This window comes from Flavobacterium ammonificans (assembly GCF_020886115.1).
GTDB classification, from domain to species: domain Bacteria; phylum Bacteroidota; class Bacteroidia; order Flavobacteriales; family Flavobacteriaceae; genus Flavobacterium; species Flavobacterium ammonificans.
In genome coordinates this window covers 774668-801454 of the sequence record NZ_AP025185.1, presented here as the reverse complement: position 1 = coordinate 801454, position 26787 = coordinate 774668, and the positions used below count along the sequence as shown (strand labels likewise).

3 protein-coding genes are annotated in these 26787 nt (G+C 41.3%); all 3 read right to left on the bottom strand.

Annotated features, from left to right (window positions below):
* Positions 1–158: 158 nt before the first annotated feature.
* From LPC20_RS03355 to LPC20_RS03345, 3 genes are read right to left on the bottom strand one after another with little or no spacing between them, the layout of a single operon-like run.
* A complete protein-coding gene (locus tag LPC20_RS03355) occupies positions 159–2084 on the bottom strand; it encodes an OmpA family protein (RefSeq protein ID WP_229326500.1) in 1926 nt (641 codons plus the stop codon).
* Positions 2085–2119: 35 nt separating this feature from the next.
* Positions 2120–3028: a PorP/SprF family type IX secretion system membrane protein gene (locus tag LPC20_RS03350; protein ID WP_229326498.1), complete on the bottom strand. Its 909-nt coding sequence runs from the start codon at positions 3026–3028 to the stop codon at positions 2120–2122.
* A gap of 9 nt (positions 3029–3037) precedes the next feature.
* Positions 3038–26644, bottom strand: coding sequence for a cadherin-like domain-containing protein (locus LPC20_RS03345; protein WP_229326496.1), 23607 nt, complete (start codon positions 26642–26644; stop codon positions 3038–3040).
* Positions 26645–26787: the final 143 nt, after the last annotated feature.

The following is a 26787-nucleotide window of genomic DNA, read 5'->3' as shown; positions in this document are numbered from 1 at the left end:
TTGGAACTCTGTTTCAGTTATAAACTGATAAACATTTTCAAATATAGTTTCTAGTTTACTGATAAACAAAAAAATAACCCTACATGAAGATGTATATTTAATTTTCCTATAAAAAATCCCCTTTTCTTCAAAAGGGGATTTGATAATTTATTATTCTATTATTCTACAATCACAAAAGTACTTCTTCGGTTTTGTTGGTGTTCTGCCTCAGTACATATGATTCCGTCGGCACATTGGTTAACCAATTGACTCTCGCCATAACCCTTGGCCGTTAATCGCTCTGGTGCAATACCTCGTTTGATTAAATAGGCCATGGTAGCATCGGCTCTTCTCTGTGAGAGTAGCTTGTTGTACTTTCTGTGTTGGCGACTGTCCGTATGTGACCCAATCTCTATTTTGATCTCTGGGTATTCTATCATCGCCTCTACTATTTTCTCTAGCGGTGCTATCGCATCTTTTCTAATGTTTGATTTGTCTAGATCAAAGTAGATTTGTGTGATCTCAAATACATTAGCTAAATCCAAGCCCGGTGCAATCTCATAGACATCTTTCTTCAAGCGGATGTCTTTGCTGATGTTATCTCCATACAATCTGGCTATAACTTCTACCCCTGCCGTTGAATACATTTCCTTGGATCCTTGAATGGTGTACATCGCATTGGATTTGACATTCTCAAAGGTAAAGTTTCCGTTTTCATCGGCTAGTGTTCTTGCCACTTCGTTGTTGTCCTTGTCTAACAACACAAGGGCTGCATATTCTACCGGATTCGAACCATTTAAATCCATTACACGTCCTTTAATGGTAGTTAGGTATTCAAATACAAATGGAGCTCCTGTGTTTTTAAAAGCGTATAAATCATCGTCTCCTTTGCCTCCTGGTCGGTTGCTACTGAGTACCCCTTGGTTGGTGGTGCGATCCCAATTGATTGCAAAATCATCAAAAGGGCTGTTAATTGGTTCCCCTAGATGAACCGGCAAGGCATTGGGCGTGTTTAAATCGACCGCATAAATATCATATCCTCCCATTCCTAATCTTCCATCTGAAGCAAATAACAAGATGTTGTCTTGGGTAACAAATGGATAACTCTCCCTGGCTTCGGTGTTGATAGCGCTGCCTAAGTTTACCGGATTGCCAATAGTACCATCGGGATACAGGTCGATTTTATACAAATCGGATTGGCCATAACCTCCTTTGGCATCTGAGGCAAAATACAAGCTGCTTTCATCTGCTGATAAGGCTGGGTGGGCCACCCGTATGCTGTCTAAAGCAAAGATATCTAATACGCCTTGATCAATCCATTTGCCGTTTTCATTAATGGCCTTGTAGATCTTGTTCAGACCGTTGGTGAGTTTTCTTTTGTTGTTTTCTCTGAGCTCATTCTGAGTATAATAGATCGTCTTGCCGTCCTTAGTGAAAATAGGCGTTGCCTCGTGATAGACCGAGAAGACTTTCTTTGAGAATAGTTGAGGTTCGCTATAGGTGTTAGTAGTGTCGTTACTCTTTACACTGTAATACAAGTTAGTAAAGACCTGTCCTGTTCTTTGGTAGATTTGATTGGCGATGATTCTGGGTCTCGCACTTGCAAAGAGTAGGGTGTCTGCTTTGAAAGTACTACTAAAGTCCGAGTACTTCGAGTTGATGTTCAAATTAGTAATGCTAAAAATATCAGATCCTTTCTTGATACTATTCTGTGCTCTGAGTGTTGGGGTTTGGTTTCTAACTCGTAGTTCTGTGGGTTTTTCCCTGGCATACTCTGCCATTACCTTTTGGGCTTCTTCTTGCATTGCTGCCGACTTAAGAGATTGGCTATAGCGGTATAAAAAACCTTCTGGAAAAGGCGCATTGAATGCATAGCGTTTCTCATACCATTTTTGAGCCTCAACATAATTGGCATTGAAGTAATTGGCATCGCCTAATTTTTCATAGATCTCAGCAGTTCCTTTGCCTTTCTTGGCTAAATGCTCGTAAATCTTAATAGCTGAGATATAGGATTCTTGCTCAAATTTAGCATCGGCTCTTCGCAAGGGTTGTTGCGCCAAGGCGATTATGGGGAATAACAATACTAGGATTAGCTGCTTTTTCATAATGTTTTGTGTTTTCAGTTTCATGGCGCTACGAATTAAAAGAATCGTGTGGTTTCTACTGTTTGACCATTTCTCAACAAATCAAACTGTAAAAATAGTTCGTGTGAGCCTGAATTAAAATTGGACAATCTTGTGGTTTCTCGATCGTAACCATAGCCAATCGATAATCTGTCATTTACTCTAAATCCAACCAAGGCCGATACGGCTGCGCTCCATCTATAGGCTAGACCAAATGTCAAGCGCTCATTGTAGAGAAAATTGGTGGTTAAATCTACTTGTAAAGGAGCACCTGCCACTACTTTAGTAACAAAAGCCGGTTTGAATTTTAGATTGTACATCAAGTTGTAGACTTTCCCTCCAACAAAATAGAAATGTTGCTTGCGCTTTGTGTTTGAAAAAGCGATAGCGTCTACAAATCGGGTTTCTAGTAATCTTGGAACGGATAATCCTAAATAACTATTCTGTTTATAATAATACAACCCTACTCCAACATTAGGAGAGAATTGATTGATCATATTGAGCTGTAAAAACGGGTCTTCTGGATTGTAATTGTTTAACTTTTGGTTGTCTATGGCAAAAAGCTCTCCTGCGGCTTTAACCCCAAAAGCCAAGCGGCTTTCATTAGCGAAAACAATCGTGTAGGAAACATCCACTGAGGCAAAAGTAGTATTAGTAGGTCCTATCTGATCGTGCAGTAGGTTCACTCCTACTCCTATTCTACTATTCTCGATGGGTTGGTGATAGGCTAAATTTAAAGTGCGTGGTGCTCCTTCGAGACCTAGCCACTGTGCGCGGTACATACTGAAAATAGTTCCATAATCCATCGATCCTGCATAAGCGGGATTAATTACCGTGGGGTTGAACATATACTGGGTGTATTGAGGCTCTTGTTGGCCCCAAACACTCAGACTCATTAGTACTACTAAACTAAATAGTTTCTTCATCTTTTACTATTATTTTGTTATATATAAATACCCTGAACGTTGCTTATCTACCCCTTGCTTGTTTTTATATCGTAATATAAAATAGTAAGTGCCCTTAGGTAATTCTGCCGATTGTGAGATCGTATTACGCCCTTCTGACAAACCTCTAAAGTATTTGTCATCTTGACCATAACCCTCTACATTATACACCTCTACTCCCCAACGGTTATAGATGTATAAGTTATTATCCGGATAGTTCTCAATGCCTCTAATTACAAATACATCGTTAAGCCCATCACCGTTTGTTGTCATCGAATTGAATATCTCCAAATCGTCCTCGCTCTGGCTGTGGTTGTTAAACTCCAAATAATCTGGCGTTCCGTTATTATCCACATCCGTTGGTAACATTGGATTTAATCCCAATTCCTCGCCATTGCTTAATCCATCACCATCACAATCGCCATCTAAAAACAATTGACTCAATGGTACGGTAATGCTTTGAGGGTTTGATGAACATGGATCCGTAGGATCTGTGCCGTCGATTAACTCTTGCGAATCTGTAACGCCATCACCATCGGTATCTGGATTTAAATTTACATTAGGTAAATCTCTGTAATCTGGAACGCCATCACCGTCTGTATCTATTGGATTAGTTCCATCGGGGCCTTTTTCGTCTGCATCAGGAATGCTGTCGTTATCAGAATCTAAATCCAAGTAATCTGGTGTACCATCGTTGTCAGTGTCAACTGGTGTTGCACCGTTTAGTCCTTTTTCTACTGCGTCTGGAATACCATCATTGTCCGAATCTAAATCTAAATAATCAGGTGTGCCATCACCGTCCGTGTCAATTGGAGTAGCTCCGTTTGGTCCTTTTTCTACTGCGTCTGGAATACCGTCGTTATCCGAATCTAAGTCTCTATAATCTGGTGTTCCGTCGCCGTCCGTGTCAATTGGAGTAGCACCGTTTGGTCCTTTCTCCACTGCATCTGGAATACCGTCACCATCTGAATCTAAATCTAAATAATCTGGCGTTCCGTCGCCATCCGTGTCAACTGGTGTAGCTCCATTTGGTCCTTTTTCTACTGAGTCTAGGATTCCGTCGTTATCAGAATCTAAGTCTTTATAATCTGGTGTTCCGTCACCATCCGTGTCAACTGGAGTGGCTCCGTTTGGTCCTTTCTCAATTGTATCTGGAATACCATCACCGTCTGAATCTGCATCCAAATAGTTTGGTGTTCCATCACCATCTGTATCGGTTGGTGTATATGGAGCTGTTCCTGTACATCCGCTGTCCTCTACTGAGTCTGGAATACCGTCACCGTCACTATCCGTGTCTAAGTAATCTGGTGTTCCGTCGCCATCCGTGTCAACTGGTGTTGATCCGTTTGGTCCTTTCTCTACTGCGTCTGGAATACCGTCGTTATCCGAATCTAAATCTAAATAATCCGGTGTGCCGTCGCCATTCGTGTCAATTGGAATGGCACCATTTGGTCCTTTTTCTACTGCGTCTGGAATACCGTCGTTATCTGAATCTAAATCCAAGTAATCTGGTGTTCCATCTCCGTCCGTGTCAACTGGTGTAGCTCCATTTGGTCCTTTTTCTACTGAGTCTGGAATTCCGTCGTTGTCTGAATCCAAATCTCTGTAATCTGGAATACCATCATTATCAGTGTCTACTGAAGTGGCTCCATTTGGTCCTTTCTCTACTGCGTCTGGAATTCCGTCGTTGTCTGAATCCAAATCTCTGTAATCTGGAATACCATCATTATCAGTGTCTACTGGAGTGGCTCCATTTGGCCCTTTCTCTACTGCGTCTGGAATACCATCGTTATCAGAATCTAAATCTTGATAATCTGGAGTTCCATTTCCGTCCGTGTCAACTGGTGATGCTCCGTTTGGTCCTTTCTCTACTGAGTCTGGAATACCGTCACTATCACTATCCGTGTCTAAATAATCTGGTGTTCCATCGCCGTCCGTGTCAACTGGAGTGGCACCGTTTGGTCCTTTCTCAATTGTATCTGGAATACCGTCACCGTCTGAATCTAAATCCAAGTAGTTTGGTACGCCGTCACCATCTGTATCGGTTGGTGTACATGGTGCTGTTCCTGTACAACCGCTGTCTTCCACTGAATCTGGAATACCGTCACCGTCTGAATCTAAATCTCTGTAATCTGGTGTGCCATCATTATCAGTGTCAACTGGAGTGGCTGATGGGCCTTTCTCAATGGCATCTGAAATGCCGTCATTGTCTGAATCTAAGTCTCTATAATCTGGAGTGCCGTCATTATCAGTATCAACTGGAGTGGCTGTTGGACCTTTCTCAATCGCATCAGAAATACCATCGTTATCTGAATCTAAATCTCTATAATCTGGTGTTCCATCATTATCAGTATCAACTGGAGTGGCTGTTGGGCCTTTCTCAATCGCATCTGAAATACCGTCGTTATCAGAATCTAAATCTCTGTAATCTAGCGTTCCGTCGCCGTCCGTGTCAACTGGAGTGGCTGACGGGCCTTTCTCAATGGCATCCGAAATACCGTCGTTATCAGAATCTAAATCTCTGTAATCTAGCGTTCCGTCGCCGTCCGTGTCAACTGGAGTGGCTGATGGGCCTTTCTCAATGGCATCCGAAATACCGTCGTTATCCGAATCCAAATCCAAGTAATCTGGCGTTCCGTCTCCGTCTGTATCTACTGGTGCGTTTGAATTCGCTCCTTTCTCTACTGAATCAGAAATGCCATCATTGTCAGAATCTACATCGTATGGATTGCGTCTTCCATCACCATCAGTATCGGGAGGAGTTGTTCCGCCATTGGCAGCAACTGGAACCCCATTTGCATTAACTGATCCGTCTATTCTACCATCGCCATTCGCGTCTATACCATTAGATTCCCTTGCATCGGTAATACCATCGTTATCTGAATCTAAATCCAAACTATTGATGATTCCGTCGCCATCCGTATCGCAATTCGAAGCAGTTGGCGTACAAGCTGCATTTTCAACAACATCAGTGATTCCATCATTGTCGTCATCTAAATCTACAGCGTCTGGAATACCGTCGTTATCGGAATCAATTCCTGGGCAACCTTTTAATACAACGCTGCCAATAGTTAACGGGCAATCGTCTTCAAAATCACCTACTCCATCACCGTCTGAATCTACATCTCGATAATCTGGAGTACCATCTCCGTCAGTATCAACAGGATTATTTCCATTTGGTCCTTTCTCTACTGCATCTGGGATACTATCGTTATCTGAATCCAAATCACGGTAATCAAGTATGCCGTCTCCATCTGTGTCTACTGGAGTAGCTCCATTTGGTCCTTTCTCTACTGCATCAGGAATACCATCGTTATCCGAATCTACATCTCTATAGTCTGGAGTTCCATCACCATCAGTATCTAAAATACTGGTTCCTGTTCCTTTTTCAATTGTATCAGGAATACCATCGTTATCCGAATCTAAATCCAAATAATCTTGCGTGCCGTCACCATCACTGTCCACCGGTGCATTGCCATTGGTTCCTTTTTCAATAGCATCTGTAATACCATCGCCATCTGAATCTAGATCGTATGGATTTGGATTAGCATCTCCATCTGTATTTGGAGGTGTTACCCCGCCATTAGATGATTGTGGAATACCATTAGCATCTACATTGCCATCTACTTTGCCGTCGCCATTAGTATCTGTTCCATTTGATTCTCTTGCATCAGAGATACCGTCGTTGTCTGAATCTGGATCCAATCGGTTTGGAATACCATCGCCGTCAGTATCACAATCAACTGATGCTGGACTACAAATTCCATTCTCCACTGTATCTAGGATACCATCGTTATCATCATCCAAATCAATATCATCTGTTATTCCGTCACTGTCTGAATCTGGCGGACAACCATTTAAAATAGCTGTTCCTGCCACATACGGACATTGGTCATTTACATCCAAAACGCCATCGTTATCAGAATCAGTATCTCTATAATTAGGAACACCATCTCCATCTGTATCTGTTAATCCTTCCTGATTATCAGGTTTATTATCTACATCAGAATCTGCATCTCGGTAATCTGGAATATTATCTGAATCTGTATCGACAGGTGTAGCTCCATTTGGTCCTTTCTCTATTGCATCTGAAATACCGTCGTTGTCCGAATCCAAATCTCGGTAATCTGGGGTTCCATCATTATCCGTATCAATTGGATTTGCTCCGTTTGGTCCTTTCTCAACTGAGTCTGGAATACCGTCATTATCCGAATCAGTATTAAGATAATCTGGAGTGCCGTCGCCATCAGTATCAACAGGTGTGCTGCCGCTTCCTTTTTCTACTGCATCAGGAATCCCATCGTTATCCGAATCTATATCTCGGTAATCTGGTATTTGATCATTATCGGTATCCAAAGGAATAGTTCCTGTCCCTTTTTCAACTGAGTCTGAAATACCATCGTTATCCGAATCTAATTCTCGGTAATCTGGAGTTCCATCATTATCCGTATCCAATGGAGTACTTCCAGTTCCTTTTTCAGTAGCATCAGGAATGCCGTCGTTATCCGAATCCAAATCTCTGTAATCTGGAGTGCCGTCGCCATCCGTGTCTATTGGAGTGACTCCGTTAGGCCCTTTTTCGATAGCGTCTGTAATTCCGTCATTATCCGAATCAGTATCGCGATAATCTGGAGTGCCGTCTCCATCAGTATCTACTGGTGTACTGCCACTTCCTTTTTCTACTGCATCTGGCATACCATCGTTATCTGAATCTAGATCACGGTAATCTGGAATATTGTCTCCATCGGTATCGATTGGAGTGGCTGTTGTTCCTTTTTCTACACTGTCTAGAATACCGTCATTGTCTGAATCCAAATCTCTATAATCTGGTGTTCCATCGCCATCTGAATCTAAAATACTTGAGCCGGTTCCTTTTTCAATTGCATCTGGAATACCGTCATTATCCGAATCCAAATCCAAATAATCTGGTGCTCCATCACCATCTGTATCCACTGGACTAGCTCCGTTAGCTCCTTTTTCAACTGAGTCTGAAATACCATCTCCGTCTGAATCTAGGTCGTATGGATTCGCTTGCCCGTCACCATCTGTGTTTGGTGGTGTTGTGCCTCCATTAGTCGAGCTAGGTACTCCATTAGCATCTACCCCACCGTCTGCTTTTCCATCGTTGTTAGCGTCTACAACTCCCGCTTCTTTGGTGTCTTTAATACCGTCATTATCTGAATCAGCATCGTATCGATTAGGGATGCCGTCTCCATCAGTATCGCAATCTGGATCAGTTGGTGAACAAGCTGCCGCTTCTACTGAATCCAAGATTCCATCGTTATCATCATCTAAATCAGCTGTATCATCAATTCCATCACCATCAAAATCAGCTGGACAGCCGTTCATTTGTGCTGTTCCTACCACTAATGGGCATTGGTCGTTAGTGTCTAAAACACCATCTCCATCCGAATCCAAATCTCTATAATCTGGAATTGTATCGCCATCAGTATCGACTACTCCTTCTTGGTTGTCTGGAATGCCATCGTTATCAGTATCCAAATCTCTATAATCTGGTATATTATCCCCATCGGTATCCACTGGAGTAGTACTTGGGCCTTTCTCAACTGCATCTGGAATACCATCGTTGTCTGAATCTAGGTCTCTATAATCCGGTAATCCATCACCATCAGTATCTACTGGTGTCGCTCCCGAACCTTTTTCATTTGCGTCAGATATCCCATCATTATCTGAATCGGTATCACGATAATCCGGAATTCCGTCACCATCTGTATCCACTGGTGTCGCTCCCGGACCTTTTTCAATCGCATCCGAAATACCATCACCGTCTGAATCTAGATCTCTATAATCTGGAATGTTATCGCCATCAGTATCAACAGGTGTTGTTCCAGGTCCTTTTTCAATCGCATCTGAAATACCATCGTTGTCAGAATCTAAATCTCGGTAATCTGGTGTTCCGTCACTATCTGTGTCCACTGGAGTTGCGGTTGGCCCTTTTTCAATAGTGTCAGACATTCCATCATTATCGGAATCCGTATCACGGTAATCTGGGGTTCCATCGCCATCGGTATCTACTGGTGTTGTTCCAGGTCCTTTTTCAATGGCATCTGAAATACCATCGTTGTCTGAATCTAGATCTTTGTAATCTGCAATGCCGTCGCCATCTGTATCAATTGGGGTAGTTCCATTTGGTCCTTTTTCAATCGCGTCCGAAATACCATCGCCATCCGAATCTAAATCAAGATAATCTGGAATGTTATCGCCATCAGTATCAACAGGTGCATTTCCATTAGCTCCTTTTTCAATCGCATCTGGAATTCCGTCACCATCAGAATCAATGTCATACGGATTAGTTCCACCGGTTCCGTCTGTATTTGGAGGTGTTAGACCTCCATTCGCAGACGTTGGAACTCCGTCAGCATCAACTCCTCCGTCAACTCTTCCATCATTATCAGAATCCGTTCCTCCTGCTTCCTTCACATCAGAAATGCCATCATTATCAGAATCGGAATCCAAACGATTCGGAATACCATCACCATCCGTGTCACAATTTGGACTAGCCGGTAAACAAGCCGCCGCTTCCACTGTATCTAAAATTCCGTCATTGTCGTCATCTAAATCAACTGTGTCTATTAAACCATCGCCGTCAAAGTCAGGTGGACATCCGTTGGATGCAGCTGTGCCTGCAACTAAAGGACATTGATCAACCGCATCTAAAACACCGTCGTCATCTGAATCCAAGTCTTGGTAGTTAGGAATAGTATCCCCATCTGTGTCTATGTTGCCTTCTTGAGCATCAGGTTTACCGTCGCCGTCGGAATCCAAATCACGATAATCTGGTGTTCCGTCACTATCTGTATCTACAACTGTGCTGCCACTTCCTTTTTCTACTGAATCCAGAATTCCATCATTATCCGAATCCGTATCGCGGTAATCTGGTATTCCATCGGCATCGGTGTCTAATGGTGTATTCCCGCTTCCTGGTCCTTTTTCAATGGCATCTGAAATACCATCATTATCTGAATCGGTGTCCAGAAAATCTGGAATATTATCTCCATCGGTATCGATTGGAGTAGCTCCTGGTCCTTTTTCAATGGCATCTAAAATACCATCTGCATCTGAGTCTCTATCTAAGTAATCTGGTATATTATCTCCATCGGTATCGATTGGTGTCGATCCCGGACCTTTTTCTATCGCATCTGAAATGCCATCATTATCAGAGTCGGTATCACGGTAATCAGGAGTTCCATCACTATCTGTATCTATTGGAGTTGCTCCCGAACCTTTCTCTATTGCGTCTGAAATGCCATCTCCATCTGAATCAATTTCTTGGAAATCTGGAGTACCATCTCCATCTGTATCTAAAGGTGTGGATCCTGGTCCTTTTTCAATAGCATCAGAAATACCATCAGCATCTGAATCTAGATCTCTATAATCTGGGATGTTATCTCCATCAGTATCCGTTGGAGTACATGGCGTTGTTCCTGAACAGCCTGTGTCTTCAATACTGTCAAGAATACCATCGTTATCTGAATCCAAATCTCTATAATCTGGTGTTCCATCTCCATCGGTATCTAATAGGGTATTTCCACTGCCTTTTTCTACTGCATCTGGTATGTTGTCATTATCAGAATCCACATCCAAATAGTTTGGTGTGCCATCCCCATCCGTATCTATAAGACCTTCTGTTCCATTTGGAATTCCGTCACTATCACAATCTGCTGCTTGCCAAATGGCATTTGAAGTATTTGGTATGGCTGCACCTCCCACACATGGGTTTAATGGTTGATTATCTGTTCCATTTGGCGTTCCGTCACCATCACAATCTGCCGCTCTCCAAGCTAGACTTGTATTAGCGCTAATTTGACTAGATGGTAAATAATTACATCCGTCATTTGGATTGGTGTTATCCGATGCTTCGATATTATCTGACACACCGTCTCCATCAGCATCGTTGATGGCAACCGTAATTGTTACCGTAGCTGTAGCGCAAACACTGCCTTGACATACTTCATATATAATTGTTACGGCAGTACCCCCTTCAGCATTGGTTGGCGTATAGGTCATTTGACCGGTAACTGGATTGAAGCTTACGGTACCTGTTGCGGTACCACCCACTCTGGTTATTGTGTTTCCGTCATTAGGTAAATAATCGTCATTCGCTAATACATTTACTACAGAAGCAACTCCAACTGAACCATTAGCAGTATCGTTAATTGCTGTTGGGGTCGTTTTACGGGTATCTGTATTGTCAGGGTTTCCATCACCATCAGTATCCGAATTCAATGGATTCGTTCCTCCTGTAATTTCTGAAGCATTCGTAAGACCATCGTTATCACAATCCAATAGAGACCAAGTAGAGTATACTGAACTAGAAGCTGTAGGTGCTGTGGTGAAAGAACAAGCATTGTTATAATTTGTTCCATTGGCATCTTCAAATCCATTGGTTTCACCATCTTGATCACAATCAGCAGCTTGCCATAAAGCATTTGTTCTGTCGGGTTGTGCATTGACTGCGTGAATACAAGGGTCTAATGGCGCGGTGTCTGTTCCATTTCGGGTTCCATCACCATCACAATCAGCTAAATTCCACGCTCCAGTTCGGGTTCCCATTACCGAAGTTGGTTTATAATCACAGAAGTTATTTGGATCTGTACCGTCAGCCGTTTCCTTAAAATCATAAACCCCATCGCCATCGGTATCTGGAGCAGTAATACTTAATGTTAAGGCAGCTGTTGCTGTTGCTGTTCCATCGCTGACCGTATAGGTCGCTACTGGTACAGGGCCTAAATAATCTGTCGCCGGTGTAAAGGTATAGGTGCCATCAGCATTAATGACCAAGGTTCCAACGCCTGGAATGGTTGCAGTGTCACCTGCGTTAAAAGTCGTAACGACGCTATTTATTGTAAGAACAAATTGTGTTACTGTAAGAGCGCTGCCTTCAATATCTGAGTCATTGTCTACTACATTTCCAGTTGCTGCAGTATTTATAGTAGCTGAAGCCGTATCAGGACGTGCGGTTGGCGCATCGTTTACAGGATTTACATTAATTGAAAGAGAACCGTCAGTAGTAAGTGCAGGACTTTGACCGTCAGATACTGTATAACCAATAACCGGCACTGAACCATTATAATTGGCTACTGGTGTAAATGTGAAGGTTCCATCGGTATTAACTCGGATTGTTCCCACACCATCAATAGTAGCGGTTAGACCTGCGGTATAGGATTGCCCTGCTACTGTAAATCGAGTTATTGTTAATGTATTATTTTCAGGATCGGTATCATTAGCTAAAACATTACCTGTAAGTGGTGAGTCTTCATTAGTACTTAACGATTCATTCACCACAACTGGTGCATCATTTACAGCTGCAACTGTAATATTTAAATCCGCAGTATCTGTTCCTCCATTGCCATCTGATAGAGTATAGGTTATGACTGGAACTGCTCCACTAGTATTAGGAGCTGGTGTAAACGTATAAGTTCCATCAGCATTGAGTATTAATGTCCCTATGTTCGGAATGGTTACGATTGTTCCTACTTGATAGGTTATTCCGTTAATAGTAAAACTAGTTACCGATTTGGTGTTGCCTTCAACATCAGTATCGTTAGTCACTACATTACCTGTAGCCGCAGTGTTTTCCGGTGTGCTTACCGTATCATCAACTGCAACTGGGGCATCATTCACAGGGGTTACTGCTAATTTTAAAGTCGCGGTTCCCGTTCCTCCATCAGCATCTCTAGCAGTATAGGTAACTGTAGGTACTGCACCCGAATAATTGGCTGCCGGTGTAAACGTAAAACTACCGTTTGTATTTACAATTAAAGTTCCTACGCCTGTAATTGTAGCTGATGTTCCAGCAGGATAGTTCGTACCGTTTATAGTAAATTGCGTAACTGTAATAGCGGTACCTTCTGGATCACTATCGTTGGTCAATACATTGCCTGAAATTGGCGTGTCTTCTGGGGTAACTTTATTGTCGTCATTGACTGTAATTGGATTGTCGTTGACTGGTGTAATCGTAATGGTTAAGGTACTCGAAACCGTTGCTCCGGTGGCTGCAAGATTATTATCATCTGTAATGGTATAGGTAATTACGGGCACTACTCCATTGTAATTGGAGTTTGGTGTAAAAGTGTAAGTACCATCTGCATTAACTACTATCACACCCACTCCAGGTATTGAAGTTGTGGTTCCTGCTGGATAGGTATATACCGTACTGCCAATAGTAAATGAATATTGCGTTACCTTTAATACCGTATTGGCATCCGGGTCTGAGTCAGGAGTGCCGTCTGAAAGTACATTTCCCGTAGCTGTTGTATCTTCATTAATTGTTTTAGCATCAGGCCTTGCTATTGGAGTCTGATTGACCGGTGCTACATAAATGTCTAAAACAGCTGTATCTGTGCTATTGCCATCAGAAAGTGTATAGGTAATCAATGGCGCCTGTCCAGTAAATGTACTTAATGGAACAAAAGTATAGGTTCCATCAGGATTAATAGTAAGGCTACCAACTCCCGGAATCGAAAACGGTGTGCCTATTACTGGTGTGCCAGCAACTCCCACAACAGTAAATCCAGTTACTGTTAAGTTATTTCCTTCTAAATCCGAATCATTAGTTCGCACTGAACCGGTTAAAGTAGTTCCTTGAGATCCCGTTACAATATCATCAGCCGCTAAAGGAGCGTCATTAACTGGGGTGATAACAATTGATAATTTAGCGGTATCCGAGCCGCCATTTCCATCAGAAATAGTATAATCTACATCCGGAACAATTCCAATATAATTCAATGCTGGTGTAAAAGTAAACGATCCATTGGCGTTGACTACAATCGTTCCTACCCCTGGAATTGCAGCCGAAACTCCTGCATTGAAAGTTACTATAACATTATTAATAGTAGTGCTAAATGTACTTACCACTAAACTATTCCCTTCAGCGTCGGTATCGTTTGACAATACATCCCCTGTAAACGGTATATCTTCAGTAACATTTACAAGCTCATCCGTAGCTCCCGGAGGATCATTGGTTGGTGTAATTACAATAGACAGGGTTCCTGAATCGGAGGCCCCAACGGTGTCTGTCGCGGTATATTCGATTGCAGGTACTGTTCCTATATAATTTAATTGAGGTGTAAATGTAAATGTTCCGTCTGAATTCACTCGAATTGTTCCAACTCCTGCAATTGTTGCAGTATCTCCTGCATTGTAGGTTGTCGCTCCAATTTTAAATCTGTTTACGGTAAGGGCGGTATTTCCTGACCCCTTATCATTGGTCAAAACATTTCCGCTAACTACCGTGTCTTCGGCAGCGGTAACCGCATCGTCAACTATAGAAACAAAAGGAACAATTTCAATTTTAGCAGGGTTGGATACTACAGTACCACACACATAATTGGCTTGGGTAATTACTAATTTATAGCTGTACCCTTTCATGCTCATAGTAATGTTTGATACTGTTAAGCTGGTAGTAGTTGCCCCTGAATAAGGCGCTGTATTGGTCACATTGGCCCAAGTTGTTCCCCCATCTGTGCTTAATTTCCATTGGTAAGCTACAGGAGCTGATCCAGCAGTAACTGTAGCGGTAAAGCTTACTGTTGCCCCTGGACTCACACCCGCATCTACAGGTTGAGCAGTAATCACACTAGCCGAACCTGCAACTGCTGCATTAGTGTATGTACCACTATAACTGGCCGCGGTAACTGACCCATTCGCATTGATTGCTGGTGGATTTCCTGTTCCGAAATAACTATTCCCATCTGTGCCTTGAGCAGTAGCGGAATTGTAATATTCGTTAGCATCAGAACAACCATCGTTATCTGAATCTAAATCTTGCGAGTTAGGAATACCGTCTCCGTCAGTATCCGCATCGCAACTATTGATAGAGATAGAAGCAAAACCAATATCATCCACTTCTCCGGCAGACGATGATGCAATAAATTCGATAATTAATGATGCAGAAGCAATCGTAGGATTAGGTAATTTAAGAATTACATTAGACTTAGCAGATGCTGTATTTGCAGAGGTACTTGGTAGCGAAGATAAATTAGTTGTTGCCCCATTTGAAACCGTAATTGAAGGCAAAGCCGTATTGGCTGATCCCGTTTTTATCGTAGCATAAGTAACGCCATTTAATTTAACATTCAAGGTTGCTACAACAGAATTATCAGCAGCATTTGTATTAAACCAATACAAATTACCTAGGGTTATCTCACTGTTAGCAGGAAGGTTAGTTATTGTTCTAGTAATTGTGGAGGTTGTGGATGCATCTCTTCTAAATTCTAACCCATTCGTATTTAAATTTATTCTCCCTGTAGCACTTGTCCAGGATCCTGAACCTGCATAAGTTCCACCTACGGTCCAACCAGTAAGCGTATTGGTATTTCCTCCCGATGTAGGGAAATTTTGGGATAAGGCCGAAACGCATTCATTACTATCTAAAATTCCATCATTATCATCATCGACATCCTCAAAATCTGGCAACCCGTCAAAATCAGTGTCAATACACGATTTTATATTAGGATCTGTGGCTCTCGAGTACAAATAAGTGCCATTATAAATCCCACTTCCCGCAGCAGTTTCTAAACCATTTACAAAACCATTATCCCCAACAGTTCCTGGAATAGTACTCGTTGTTAATTTAGCAGTACTCACAATTCCTGAACCAGCATTATAAGTAGTTTTTGCTTCCACTGCGTCGAAACAGCCATCCCCATCAGAGTCTGTGTCTAACCGGTTTGAAATGCCGTCGTTATCCGTATCAATGTCAGTACATACTGGTAGAATAGCATTAGCACTGATCGAAATATTTGTGTTCCACGTTGCAGATGTTGGTCCTGTATTTTGGAATTGCAACTCTTGGCTCGATGCCGCAGCAGTAAATGTGATTGTTCTTGTTTCCCAACCGCATCCAACCGTTGGCGTATATTGATCAATTACTGTTGTCCCTAACTTAACTGTTACTTGTCCTAAACCAACTCCTAATGCAGCAAATCTTCCGTAAAAAACTGTTAGTGAATAACTTCTGCCTGGTATTAAATTGTTGAGTGTCGTCTTAAATGCTTCTTGTGTATTAGAGAAGAAACTCATCCATGTTAAGTGACCATTTGGAGGTAGTGGAGCAGTTCCTACACATCCTACATTCCAAGTGCCATACACATGACCCGCAGCATTAGCAATGTCTGGCGAGGATACAGAACTTGTCCAACCAGGTGGAGCTGTATTTTCAGCTCTAACACCACCGTTAGTTCCAGTTATATTTACACCTTGATCACAACCCATCTCAACTGAATCTAAAATTCCATCATTATCGTCATCTAAATCTAAAATATCCCTAACCCCGTCGTTATCGGAATCTGTACAAGCATTAATGGTATTGCTCAACGCAAAATTATAACTGTAGGTTCTACTGAAAACTCCAGAACCTGGACTGGTTTCTAACTCATCAGCAAAACCGTTGGTTCCTGCTGTAGAAGTAAATTTATAATTGGCTGTAGTAACATTAGTAGCTCCTCCTTCGAGTGCATCACTACAACCATCACCATCACTGTCTAAATCCAAGTGATTTGGAGTACCGTCCAAATCAGAATCAGGACATCCAATAGCGGTGATTGAAATATCATCGATAGAGAAGTCATTGCCACTTGAATTAGTAGAAACATTTTTAATAATAAAACTTACCGTTTGGTTAGTTGCTGATGTAAAATCAATAGAAGCTAATTTCCAACCCAATGAATTTTGCGGGCCGGAATTAGCCGTTGCTATAACCGCATTGCTTGCCGAAAGTACTTCAGCTGCTAATTGGTAATCGTTATTAGCTGAAGCGGCTTGGTGCCAAAACGAAATTCGGTATCTTGCACCTGCCTGCAAGCTGATACTTTCTCTGTAAAATGTACCCACAGTTGTACTACCGTTTACAGCTAAATAAGCGTCTGTAGCAGTTCCTGTGGTGCGGCCTGAATACCTCCAAAATTCAGCAGCTGGGTGGTACGGAGTCCCCTGATTGATTACAGCATATTGAGCAGCCCCACTATTTGTCCCTGAATACACATATCCTCCAGTAACATTAGTATTTGAAGTATTACGAGGGGTTGCTTCAGTACCAAAAGTTCCATTACTTTCGTTGGTGTTTAATTGGGTTAACGGACATTCAATACTGTCTAAAATACCGTCATTATCATCATCTAAATCTCTAACATCTGTAATTCCATCACCATCGGTATCGGTACATGCATTGATTGTATTAGACAAGGCAAAACTGGTATAGGTAGAGGTATAATTTATTGTTCCTGCTGTACCACCTTCGTAGTTGTTTAACAATCCATTTCGATTGGTGTCGTTCCCTGCTGAAGCAGGAAAATTTGAAGTGCTTGTTGCTGTAGTTGAACTTCCAGCTTCTATGGCATCTGCACAACCATCGCCATCAGCATCTAAATCCAAATGGTTTGGAACACCATCTCCATCGATATCTAACAAACAGATACGCTCTGTAAAATAAGCCTCCTGAATCCAACCCGAAACTGTCCCTCGGTTGGATGTACCAAAAATTCGGTATCGGGTATAGGCCGTATAATTTGATGGCATATTGAATTTATACGAATTGTTGGCTGCATTGATTGGCGCTGTTGGTGTGCCAAATGTTTGATTGGCTGTCAAATCTATCCATTCAGTCCCATCCCAAGCTTGCATTCTGTAGGTTCCTGTAGTACCCAATGGGTTATTGCCTGCTTGGTTTCCAATTTCAATTTGGCTCAAGATTCTTGCCGTAGGCAAATTGAATTGTAATATAGTTTGATTTAAAAATTCGCTATCCGAATAGGCAACAATAGCTTCTGCATTGTCCACCATATTGGCTAAAGTAGTAGCTCCATTAAAGCCCCATGTTACTGTAGAGGAAACAGTAATCCCGGTTTTATTCATCCTGGCTGGCGTACAGTTGAATTCTTCTGTGTCTAAAACCCCATCATTATCATCATCCAAATCGATAATATCGCCAATGCCATCACTATCGGTATCGATACAGGCATTTAAATTGGCATTCGTAGCCAAATTATAGGTATATGTTCCGTTGTATATCCCATTTTCTGACGTTAATTCTAAACCATTGGCAAAACCATTTAAGCCATAAGGGCCTGCGGCTACTGCATTGGCTACTCCTGCTGTGGTAGTATTGGTTGAAGTTCCTGCCGTGCGGTTAATTATTGTTCCTGTGGTTAAAGTTCCGATAACACCCGCTTCTCTTGCATCGGGACAACCATCCCCGTCACTATCTAAATCCAAAGAGTTGATAATTCCATCATTATCTAAATCCCAACTACACACATTCTCCCTAAAATAAACCTCGGTTGCCCAACCGCCACCAGTAGTTGCTGCGATACCAAAAATTCTATAAAACTTGTACGCTGTGGTATTAGAAGGGAAACTAGCAATATTAGAGTTATTGGTTGATAAACCACCACTTGTACTGGTAGCAACATTGTTATAGGTTAATGTTCCTGTAACATCGGTCCAGTTGTTGTTATCTGTACTTCCTTGAATTTTGTAGGTTGAAGTAGTTGCAAACAAAGTCTGACCTGAGAAATGTCCAATTTCAAGATAACTTAATGCTCTTGGCGTTGGAAATTCAAAAATTAACCACGGACTATTGTTTAATGTTCCTGTTGGGGTGTGATTTACAATCGTATTGGCATCAACGCCATCTACTAAATTGGCTAGAGTGTTTCCATTAAAGGAATAATTTATGGTAGATGGTCGGGTAACGAGTACCCCTGCTTTAGCAGTAAGCTGTTGCGTACAAACTAATTCGGTGGCATCTAAAATTCCGTCATTATCATCATCCAAATCGATAATATCGCCAATGCCATCATTGTCAGTATCGATACAAGCATTTATCGAGGCATTCGTAGCAAAATTATAAGTGTAGGTTCCGTTGTAAACTCCATTTTCTGACGTTACTTCTAAACCATTGGCAAAACCATTTAAGCCGTAAGGGCCTGCGGCTACCGCATTGGCAACATTTGCTGTGGTGGTATTAGTTGTTGCCCCAGCAGGACGGTTAATTACTGTTCCTGTGGTTAATGTTCCAATAACACTCGCTTCTCTGGCGTCGGGACAACCATCGCCATCACTGTCTAAGTCTAAATAATTGGGAATGGTATCTCCATCGGTATCGTTTGTACAGCTACTTTTTGGATATAAACTTGCTTGGTAAGTAGTTGGTAAAACTAAACGCAATTCATACACGCCACCATAACTACAAGTTCCTGCTACACCAACAATTCGGAATAAGGTATATTTAACTGTTGGGTTCAAGGTGTTTGAAACCGTAAACAATCCTGTACTAGCAGTTGAACTAACAGCTGCAGATAAGTCTGCCCAAGTTGTTCCATTGTCTAAGCTACCTTGTAATTTAAAGGTACTGGTTGGTGAACCAGATAGTGCCCAATTGAACAACTCCATTTGTACACCACTAATAGCGATTGGACCTACAACAGATGGGGTTATTCTAAACAACTCTTTTCCTACCCAATTTTGCCCATTACTAAATGCAGAATAAGTTGTAGCATTATTATCTATTGCATTTATTATAGAATTAGTACTATGTATTAGTAATTCACTTGTTAAGCTTATTGGCAAACTTGCTTCTTGATTTGTTGAGAAACAAGTAGGTGATTCTACAGCATCTAGAACCCCATCATTATCATCATCGATATCTGAAAGATCTATTACACCATCATTATCTGAATCCAAACAGGCATTTAATCCTGAGCTTGCTGCAAAATAATACGTATATACACCTGTATAATTACCGTTCCCTGATGTTTCTAATGCATCCGCAAAACCATTTGTACCATAGGGTCCATTTGCAATTGTATTTGCTACATTAGCTGTGGTTGTGGTAGTTGATGTTGAACCTGCCGTTAAATTAACAATGCTACCTGGATTTAAAGTGCCTGATACCCCCGCTTCTTTTGCATCCGAACAACCATCGCCATCTGAGTCTAAATCTAACTGGTTTGGTATGCCATCGTTATCAAAGTCACAGTTTTTATTGATAACCCCATAATCTCCTGTAATAAAGGTTTGTGCAACAACTAATTGTCCAATTTGGAAAGTATTCGGAGCATTCGTATTTAAAGTAATGTTATTGAACGATCCATTGCGTAAACGCATTTCTTCTAAAGGTCCATTGGTTGTTCTACTACCATACAATTTGACATCTCCTAATTCATCAATATAAATGCGAATAATTGGTTGTGCTTGATTACCAGTTATTGTCCATATACTTGGATGTGAAGTTCCGTCTAAGAATTCTACAATTGCATTTGTATTCGCTGGTGACCAGTATTCTAATTCATTTGGAGTTGTTAGATAGGTTCCATTGATACGAACATTGAATGAATTATCTAAGGTCCAAACATTAACCACTAACCCATTTGGTGCAGCTGGAAAGGTTTGAGATGCTGAGGCACCATTCGTAACAGCAAATGACCGTGGTGAATAATTAACATTATTAGGATCAAAAGGCGCACACTCTTGGGCATCCAAAATCCCGTCGTTGTCATCATCTAAATCAAATAAATTAGCTACTCCATCATTGTCGGTATCAAGACAGCCATTGTATTTGGTTGAAAGCGCATATTTATAAACGAACGTTCCATTGTAAACCGCACTTTCTGCCGCAGTTTCAACGCCATTAGCAAATCCATTGGCACCATAAGGTCCTGAAGCAACTGCACCTGCTACATTTGGTGTAGCTGTACGTGTTCCATTGACTAAATTAATGATTTCAGCTGGTGCTAAAGTTCCGATAATCCCTGCTTCTTTGGCGTCTGGACAACCATCACCATCAGAGTCTAAGTCTAAATTATTGGCAATTCCATCACCATCTGTATCTGTAGCTGTACACGTTGCTTTTGGATAGAAACTTGGTTCATAGCTGCTTGCTGTAGTGAAATAAAATTCTGTAGCATATCCATTTGCATTAACAGATCCAGCTGTACCATACAAACGGTAATATTTGTATCGTGCTTGGTTTTGAGTAATTGTGAAGACTTCATTAGAGGTAGCTGCAGTCCAAAATGGAGCAACAATGGTGTTATCTGTAAGGGTATTGAAGGTTGTTCCTGTGTTTAAGTCTGTCCAAGCAGTATTATCGTTACTACCTTGAACTTTAACAATTGCTCCTGAATTAAAATGACTGTTTCCATCTGCAAAACGAAGCGTTAATTGTGATAAAGGAACGGGATAATTAAACGTAATTTTATACAATTCTTTATTTACAATAGATGAGCTATTAACAAATCCAATAGCTATCGTTGTACCATCACCATCAATTAAATTTTTGGGTTGATTATTTGGGCTAACTCTTGGGATTTCAGATGAAATAGTAAAGCTAGCTTGTCTGTTGCCACTTGCAAAAAATGTGGCTGGTAAATAACAGTCGGGAGATTCTGTTGCATCTAAAACGCCATCATTGTCATCGTCAATATCTAGGATATCAGGTACACCATCGTTATCAGAATCAGCACAAACATTCATCGTTGCGCTTTTCGCAAAATCAACATAGGTTGAAACATAATTAATAGCTCCTGAGTTAGCCGAAGTTTCTACGCCGTCTGCTAATCCGTTAGCCCCATACGATCCCTGAGCAATAGCATTAGTAACAGTTGTGTTGGTTATTGAGCCGTTTACCCTATTGACAAGAGTGCCTGAAATTAAAGTTCCTGAAACACCAGCTTCTTTGGCATCACTACATCCGTCACCATCGGTGTCTAAATCTAAGCGATTGATGATACCATCTTTATCAATATCTGGGTTACAGGTTGCTGCAATGTTGTCTGAAAAATCAGTTCCTCTTTCGAACGGATTGAAGATATAAACGGCTCGGTTTTGAGTTGATCCATCACCAAAAGCCCCCGATACATTGTGTCCTACGTTTCCAATCTCGCCTTTATCATTCAACATTGGTGTCACGTGACCTCCATTTTCAATCACATAAATAAATTCTGTTTCTGAAATACCATTAGGTAAGGCTGGTACTAGCGCATTTGTATTCCCTAATCCGATCATATTGGCTCCACCAGCATCGCCCCACGACAGCGGTTGGCCCGTGTTTGTAATTACTGAAGCTGAGGTGTATAAATCCGTTGAGTTTTGAGCGCTTAGATATTCTATATTTTCTAAGATTCCAATACCGTTCCTACCCCTAACGTTTACCCAAGTTGTTGAATTAGCTACACTATTTTGACCTAAAATACCTGCCGAACCCGACCCCATTGCATATACTTTTTTGTCTGTGCCCAAAACCAAATAAGTCATACTGGCATTGTAGGTCGCGTCAATCATCGCAATTCCAGTTCCGCTCGGTAAAGGATTGGTCATTTCGGTAGCAAAATTTCTATTTGATGCTGCCGAACCGTTTCCTAAATACACTTGGTCACCCCATGTATAGATTTTATTATTGGCTACATCGGCAGCAAAAGAACCAGCCGAAGTAGCCTCAATCTGATCAATATTGGCTAATGGTGTATTGGGTGCCACTAAAACTTTGGTAAATCCTTTGGTCGCTACAGTTAATCCTGCTCCATTTAAAGAAGGAAATGTCATTGCGTAGGTATATACGCTTCCATCCTGCAATAAGATCATGAAGTTATTGGTGGAGGCGCTAATCGACTTGATGTTTTTAGGATCAATTTCTGAAGGCAAGGCTACTTTTTGAAATGGACTTCCTGCAGTATTAGTAGTTCCGGGCAATACAAAGTTGGTATTCAAATACCCCCACACCCAAATTCCATCAGTTGTAGCAAGAACATAACAACTATTTGACCCTACAGCAGCCATGTCGATGATCTCACCGGTATAATTATAACCATTGGCTGGTGTAACTAAAGTTGGTGTTACTTGATCATTCCCATCTGGCTTTGCGTACTGCCCTGCTACATAATATTTTCCACTTTTACTTCTAAATAAGGTTCCGTGAAAGGCAGAACTCATTATTTTAGTTTTAAATCTTGCTTCATCGGTCCAACTAGAAAAAGACGGAGCATCACATTCTTCATCGTCTAATACACCATCATTGTCATCGTCCAAGTCAATTACATCGCTACTATTATCTCCATCAGAATCTATACACCCTTTTATATTATTATCAATAACATGCAAAGAATTGTAGGTCCCATTATAAATTCCATTGTCGGGAGTAGCTTCTAAGCTGTTAGAAAAACCATTTGTACCAACTCCAGTTGTAGGATGAGCGAAGTCGACCGTTCTATTTGTTGTTGTTCCGGCCTCAAACGCGTCGCTACATCCATCACCATCCGAATCTAAATCCAAACGGTTAGGAATCCCATCACCATCCGTATCCCGATCCAAACAAATCGTTTTTTCTGGGTTAGCAGCATTGGTTAAACGAATGTTTGAAATCAAAGCAGATGTAGTACTTGCTGAAATTGCTAACTTATAGGCTGAGTTTACCCCTTGGTAGGCTTGTTTTTGCACACCATTGATTTTCACGGTCACATAGCCTGTTGCAGAAATATCAATGCTGTACTCTTCATTACCCGTAACAGCTCCGTGATTAAAACTCCAAGCGACACCGTTGAAATAACCATATCCTTGTGTAGCTGCAATGTAAAATTTAGCGCCATTATCATTCCAATTGGTTGGGGTTTGTGCTGCAGCGGCTGGGAGTAAACCAAACATAAACGACCCTTCGGTTGTATTACGGTTAAATTTAAGTGATAATGGGAGTGAAAAATTTTGTGTAGAATATGCCGAATTCCAGCCATTGTTATTTGTAGTAATGGAATTGATGGTTTTATTTATAACCGAAACTCCATTAAAGGTTACATTTTCTAAATTGACACCATAAGGCGCACAAGATACTTGTTCTTGGCTATCTAAAATACCATCGTTGTCGTCATCTAGGTCATTGATATCAAGAACACCATCAATATCCGTATCTCTTAGGTTTTGTTTTACTGCAAAACCAATTACCGCATTGTTTGGTAGTACTCGATTGATTTCCCAAGTAGCATTCGCCCCTGTTCCCACTTTAGTCATGGCGGAAAAAGTAGCATTGGCAAAGTTGCCGTCTCCATCTGCATCAAAAACTAAATACACTGTTTCCGCATCGAATTTTTCAAAACCTGAATTTGGCAATGCATTTACAGCAGAATTTCCAAAAGCTGGCACACTAATTTTAGTAGCCGCAGTAATTCCTGTATTACTTACTCTCCACTTACGCAGTAAAGGGTAATAATCACCTGTTAAAGTTTCTGAATACAATAGATTAGCGTTGTCATCTCCAATTATAAGGTAGGTATTATCCGTTGTAAGATTATTTCCAACAGTCGCTGCATTGGTAACACCTATCACCGAGTTATTTCCTATGGTAATGAATTTACCTGTAAAATTGGTTGAAAACGATTGGCGTTGGTGTAAACCTTGGCTATCAGAACGGCCAATACCAAATACATTGTTGTGGTATGTGGTGTTAGCAGTTCTGTTCCAAACAATCGTCCCGTTTGGAGTTATATAGTCATGCCCTAGGGTAATTCCGTATTTAATACCCAAATAGGTTTCTACAATCTCTTGTTGATTGGTACTAAATTGGTTTTGGAAGGTAATGATTTCAGCGATGGGCCCTCGCCAAGAACGGGCCTGCCCAGCTTGAAACGAAATGCTTTGTGCGCTAAATGGCGCATTGTCTTGCAAAGCAAACGAAGTCATTAAGTTAGGTTTACCTTGCGGACCAAAATCATAGAGGGAAGCTGCTGAACCTAAGGTTCCGTCTTTGCGCCAACCCCCTTGAGCTGCTGACATGGTAGCGGTAAATTGTACCGCACCAGCTGTACCACCGTGGAAATTTGGTGTGGTTGCGGCACCATATAAATTAGTTTCATTACCAAAAAGCACGTGGAAATAGGTATTCCCTTCTGCCGTGGCATCTTGTGCCACCCAGTAGCTTTGGCGAATATTGGCCAAGTCAGGAATATTTAAAGAAGTGCCTGGATTATTAGTAAAATTAACGGCTGGATTAAAGTTAATTTGATTGGTATTGAAAGTAGGCTGTGGGGCAACATTATTTTGGAATGCATGCCATTGATTGCCTGAAGTTTCTTCCCACACAGCCACTTTCGAATTATTGGCGATGGCAACTGGGGTTTTAGTATAGACATCTACACGCAACGCTCTATTGCCTTCAAAACCAGAAGGAATGATACGCACATAACGACAGCTTATAGGGGTATCAAAATCTGCAAAACGCAAAGCAGTGTTCAGTTCATTCCCCATAAACAACCCTAAATCAGTATAGGTAACATTGTCAGTAGACACGCGCACCACATAATCTTTTACATGAAAAGCATTTGCGCCTGCACCTAAAGTAGCCACACCATGTATGGTTTGCACCGAACCTAAATCTAGGGTCAATGCGCCTAATTGGTTATTACCTGTTGGAGTTGCACTGGCTCCCTGTGCAGCATTTGGTATCCATGCATTGGTTGCGTTGAGTACAGAATTGGCAGCCACCCAACTAGCATTTAATTCACTTGTAGCAGTTCTTCTATTTGCGGGCACGTTTAAAAAAGTACGTGTGGCATTGAGCGCGCCATCTGCCTTTAACCAAAAGGAAGGTTTATTGGCTACATTAGCTGGGGTAACCACCGCCAAGTTAGGCGTAAAAATATATTTGATGCCATTGCCTGCTCCTGGAAAAAAGGTATTGGCATTGTAATTTAATGTTGCAGAAGGAATGTGATTAAAGGTATAAATAGACTGGTACTCGTTGGCACCAAAATTGCCTAAACCAACAGAGGCGCTTAATGTTCCTGATGGAGGTATTGCTCCATATAAATACTCAATAACATTTGTGGTTTCGTACAATTTTACTTGGTAACTAAAACCAGCAGAGGCATTGGTGGTATACGCTACTCTCCATTGTACCGTTAATACACGGTTAGGAGCTGAACCACTTAAAGCAAAAGTCACTCCGCCGCCATTAGCAGCTGCTACGGTCGCGGTGGCATCCCACCAAGCATATAGTTTTGGTGTATTGGTAGTAGAACTGGCATTGTTGGCGCTTTCTGTAGTCACAGCAACTGTGCCTAATTTCAATAATCCGGCTGCATTTACTGAAAAATTCGAATAGGTATTTCCTTGAAAAACAAAATCAAATCCAATAGGCGTTACAGACGATGCTGCTCCTATTGCCGAGCCACCAGCAACTAAGTTGGTTCCTCCTGAAATTTCGGTGTAGGTAATGGGATCAGTGGATAACTTAAGATTGGTAATTTGAGCATTTGTACTTGTACTACTTCCAAATAGAAATCCTAGCACGACCACAGAAATCATAGCATGATGAAAACTGTTGTATGTTGTTGTTGAACTTGATTTCTGTTTGAATTGAAAAATAGTACTTAAACGCATCATTATTCGGTATATAAATTGAGTCATAGTAAACCTATATAAAGTAGTCATTATTGAATCTGTCGATTGGGAATGGTTTATTGTAGCTTTCGAATCAGCAGTAGACTTACACTGTTGCTGGACGCTAGCTGTTAAATCTGTATTGATTGTTGGATGGAAAACCTGCACTGTTTTGGATAGTGTAGCTTTTCTCTTAACTGGGTGTATTGACATTCGTTGAATGCTTTCTCGCATATTCTTAAATACAATTATTTAATACTAATTCGAGATTTGGGAAGATGATTTTTATACAAGCCAATTGGGGTGGATTGATTTGTATATGGATACATTGTAAACATTAGGTTTACTGCAGTATA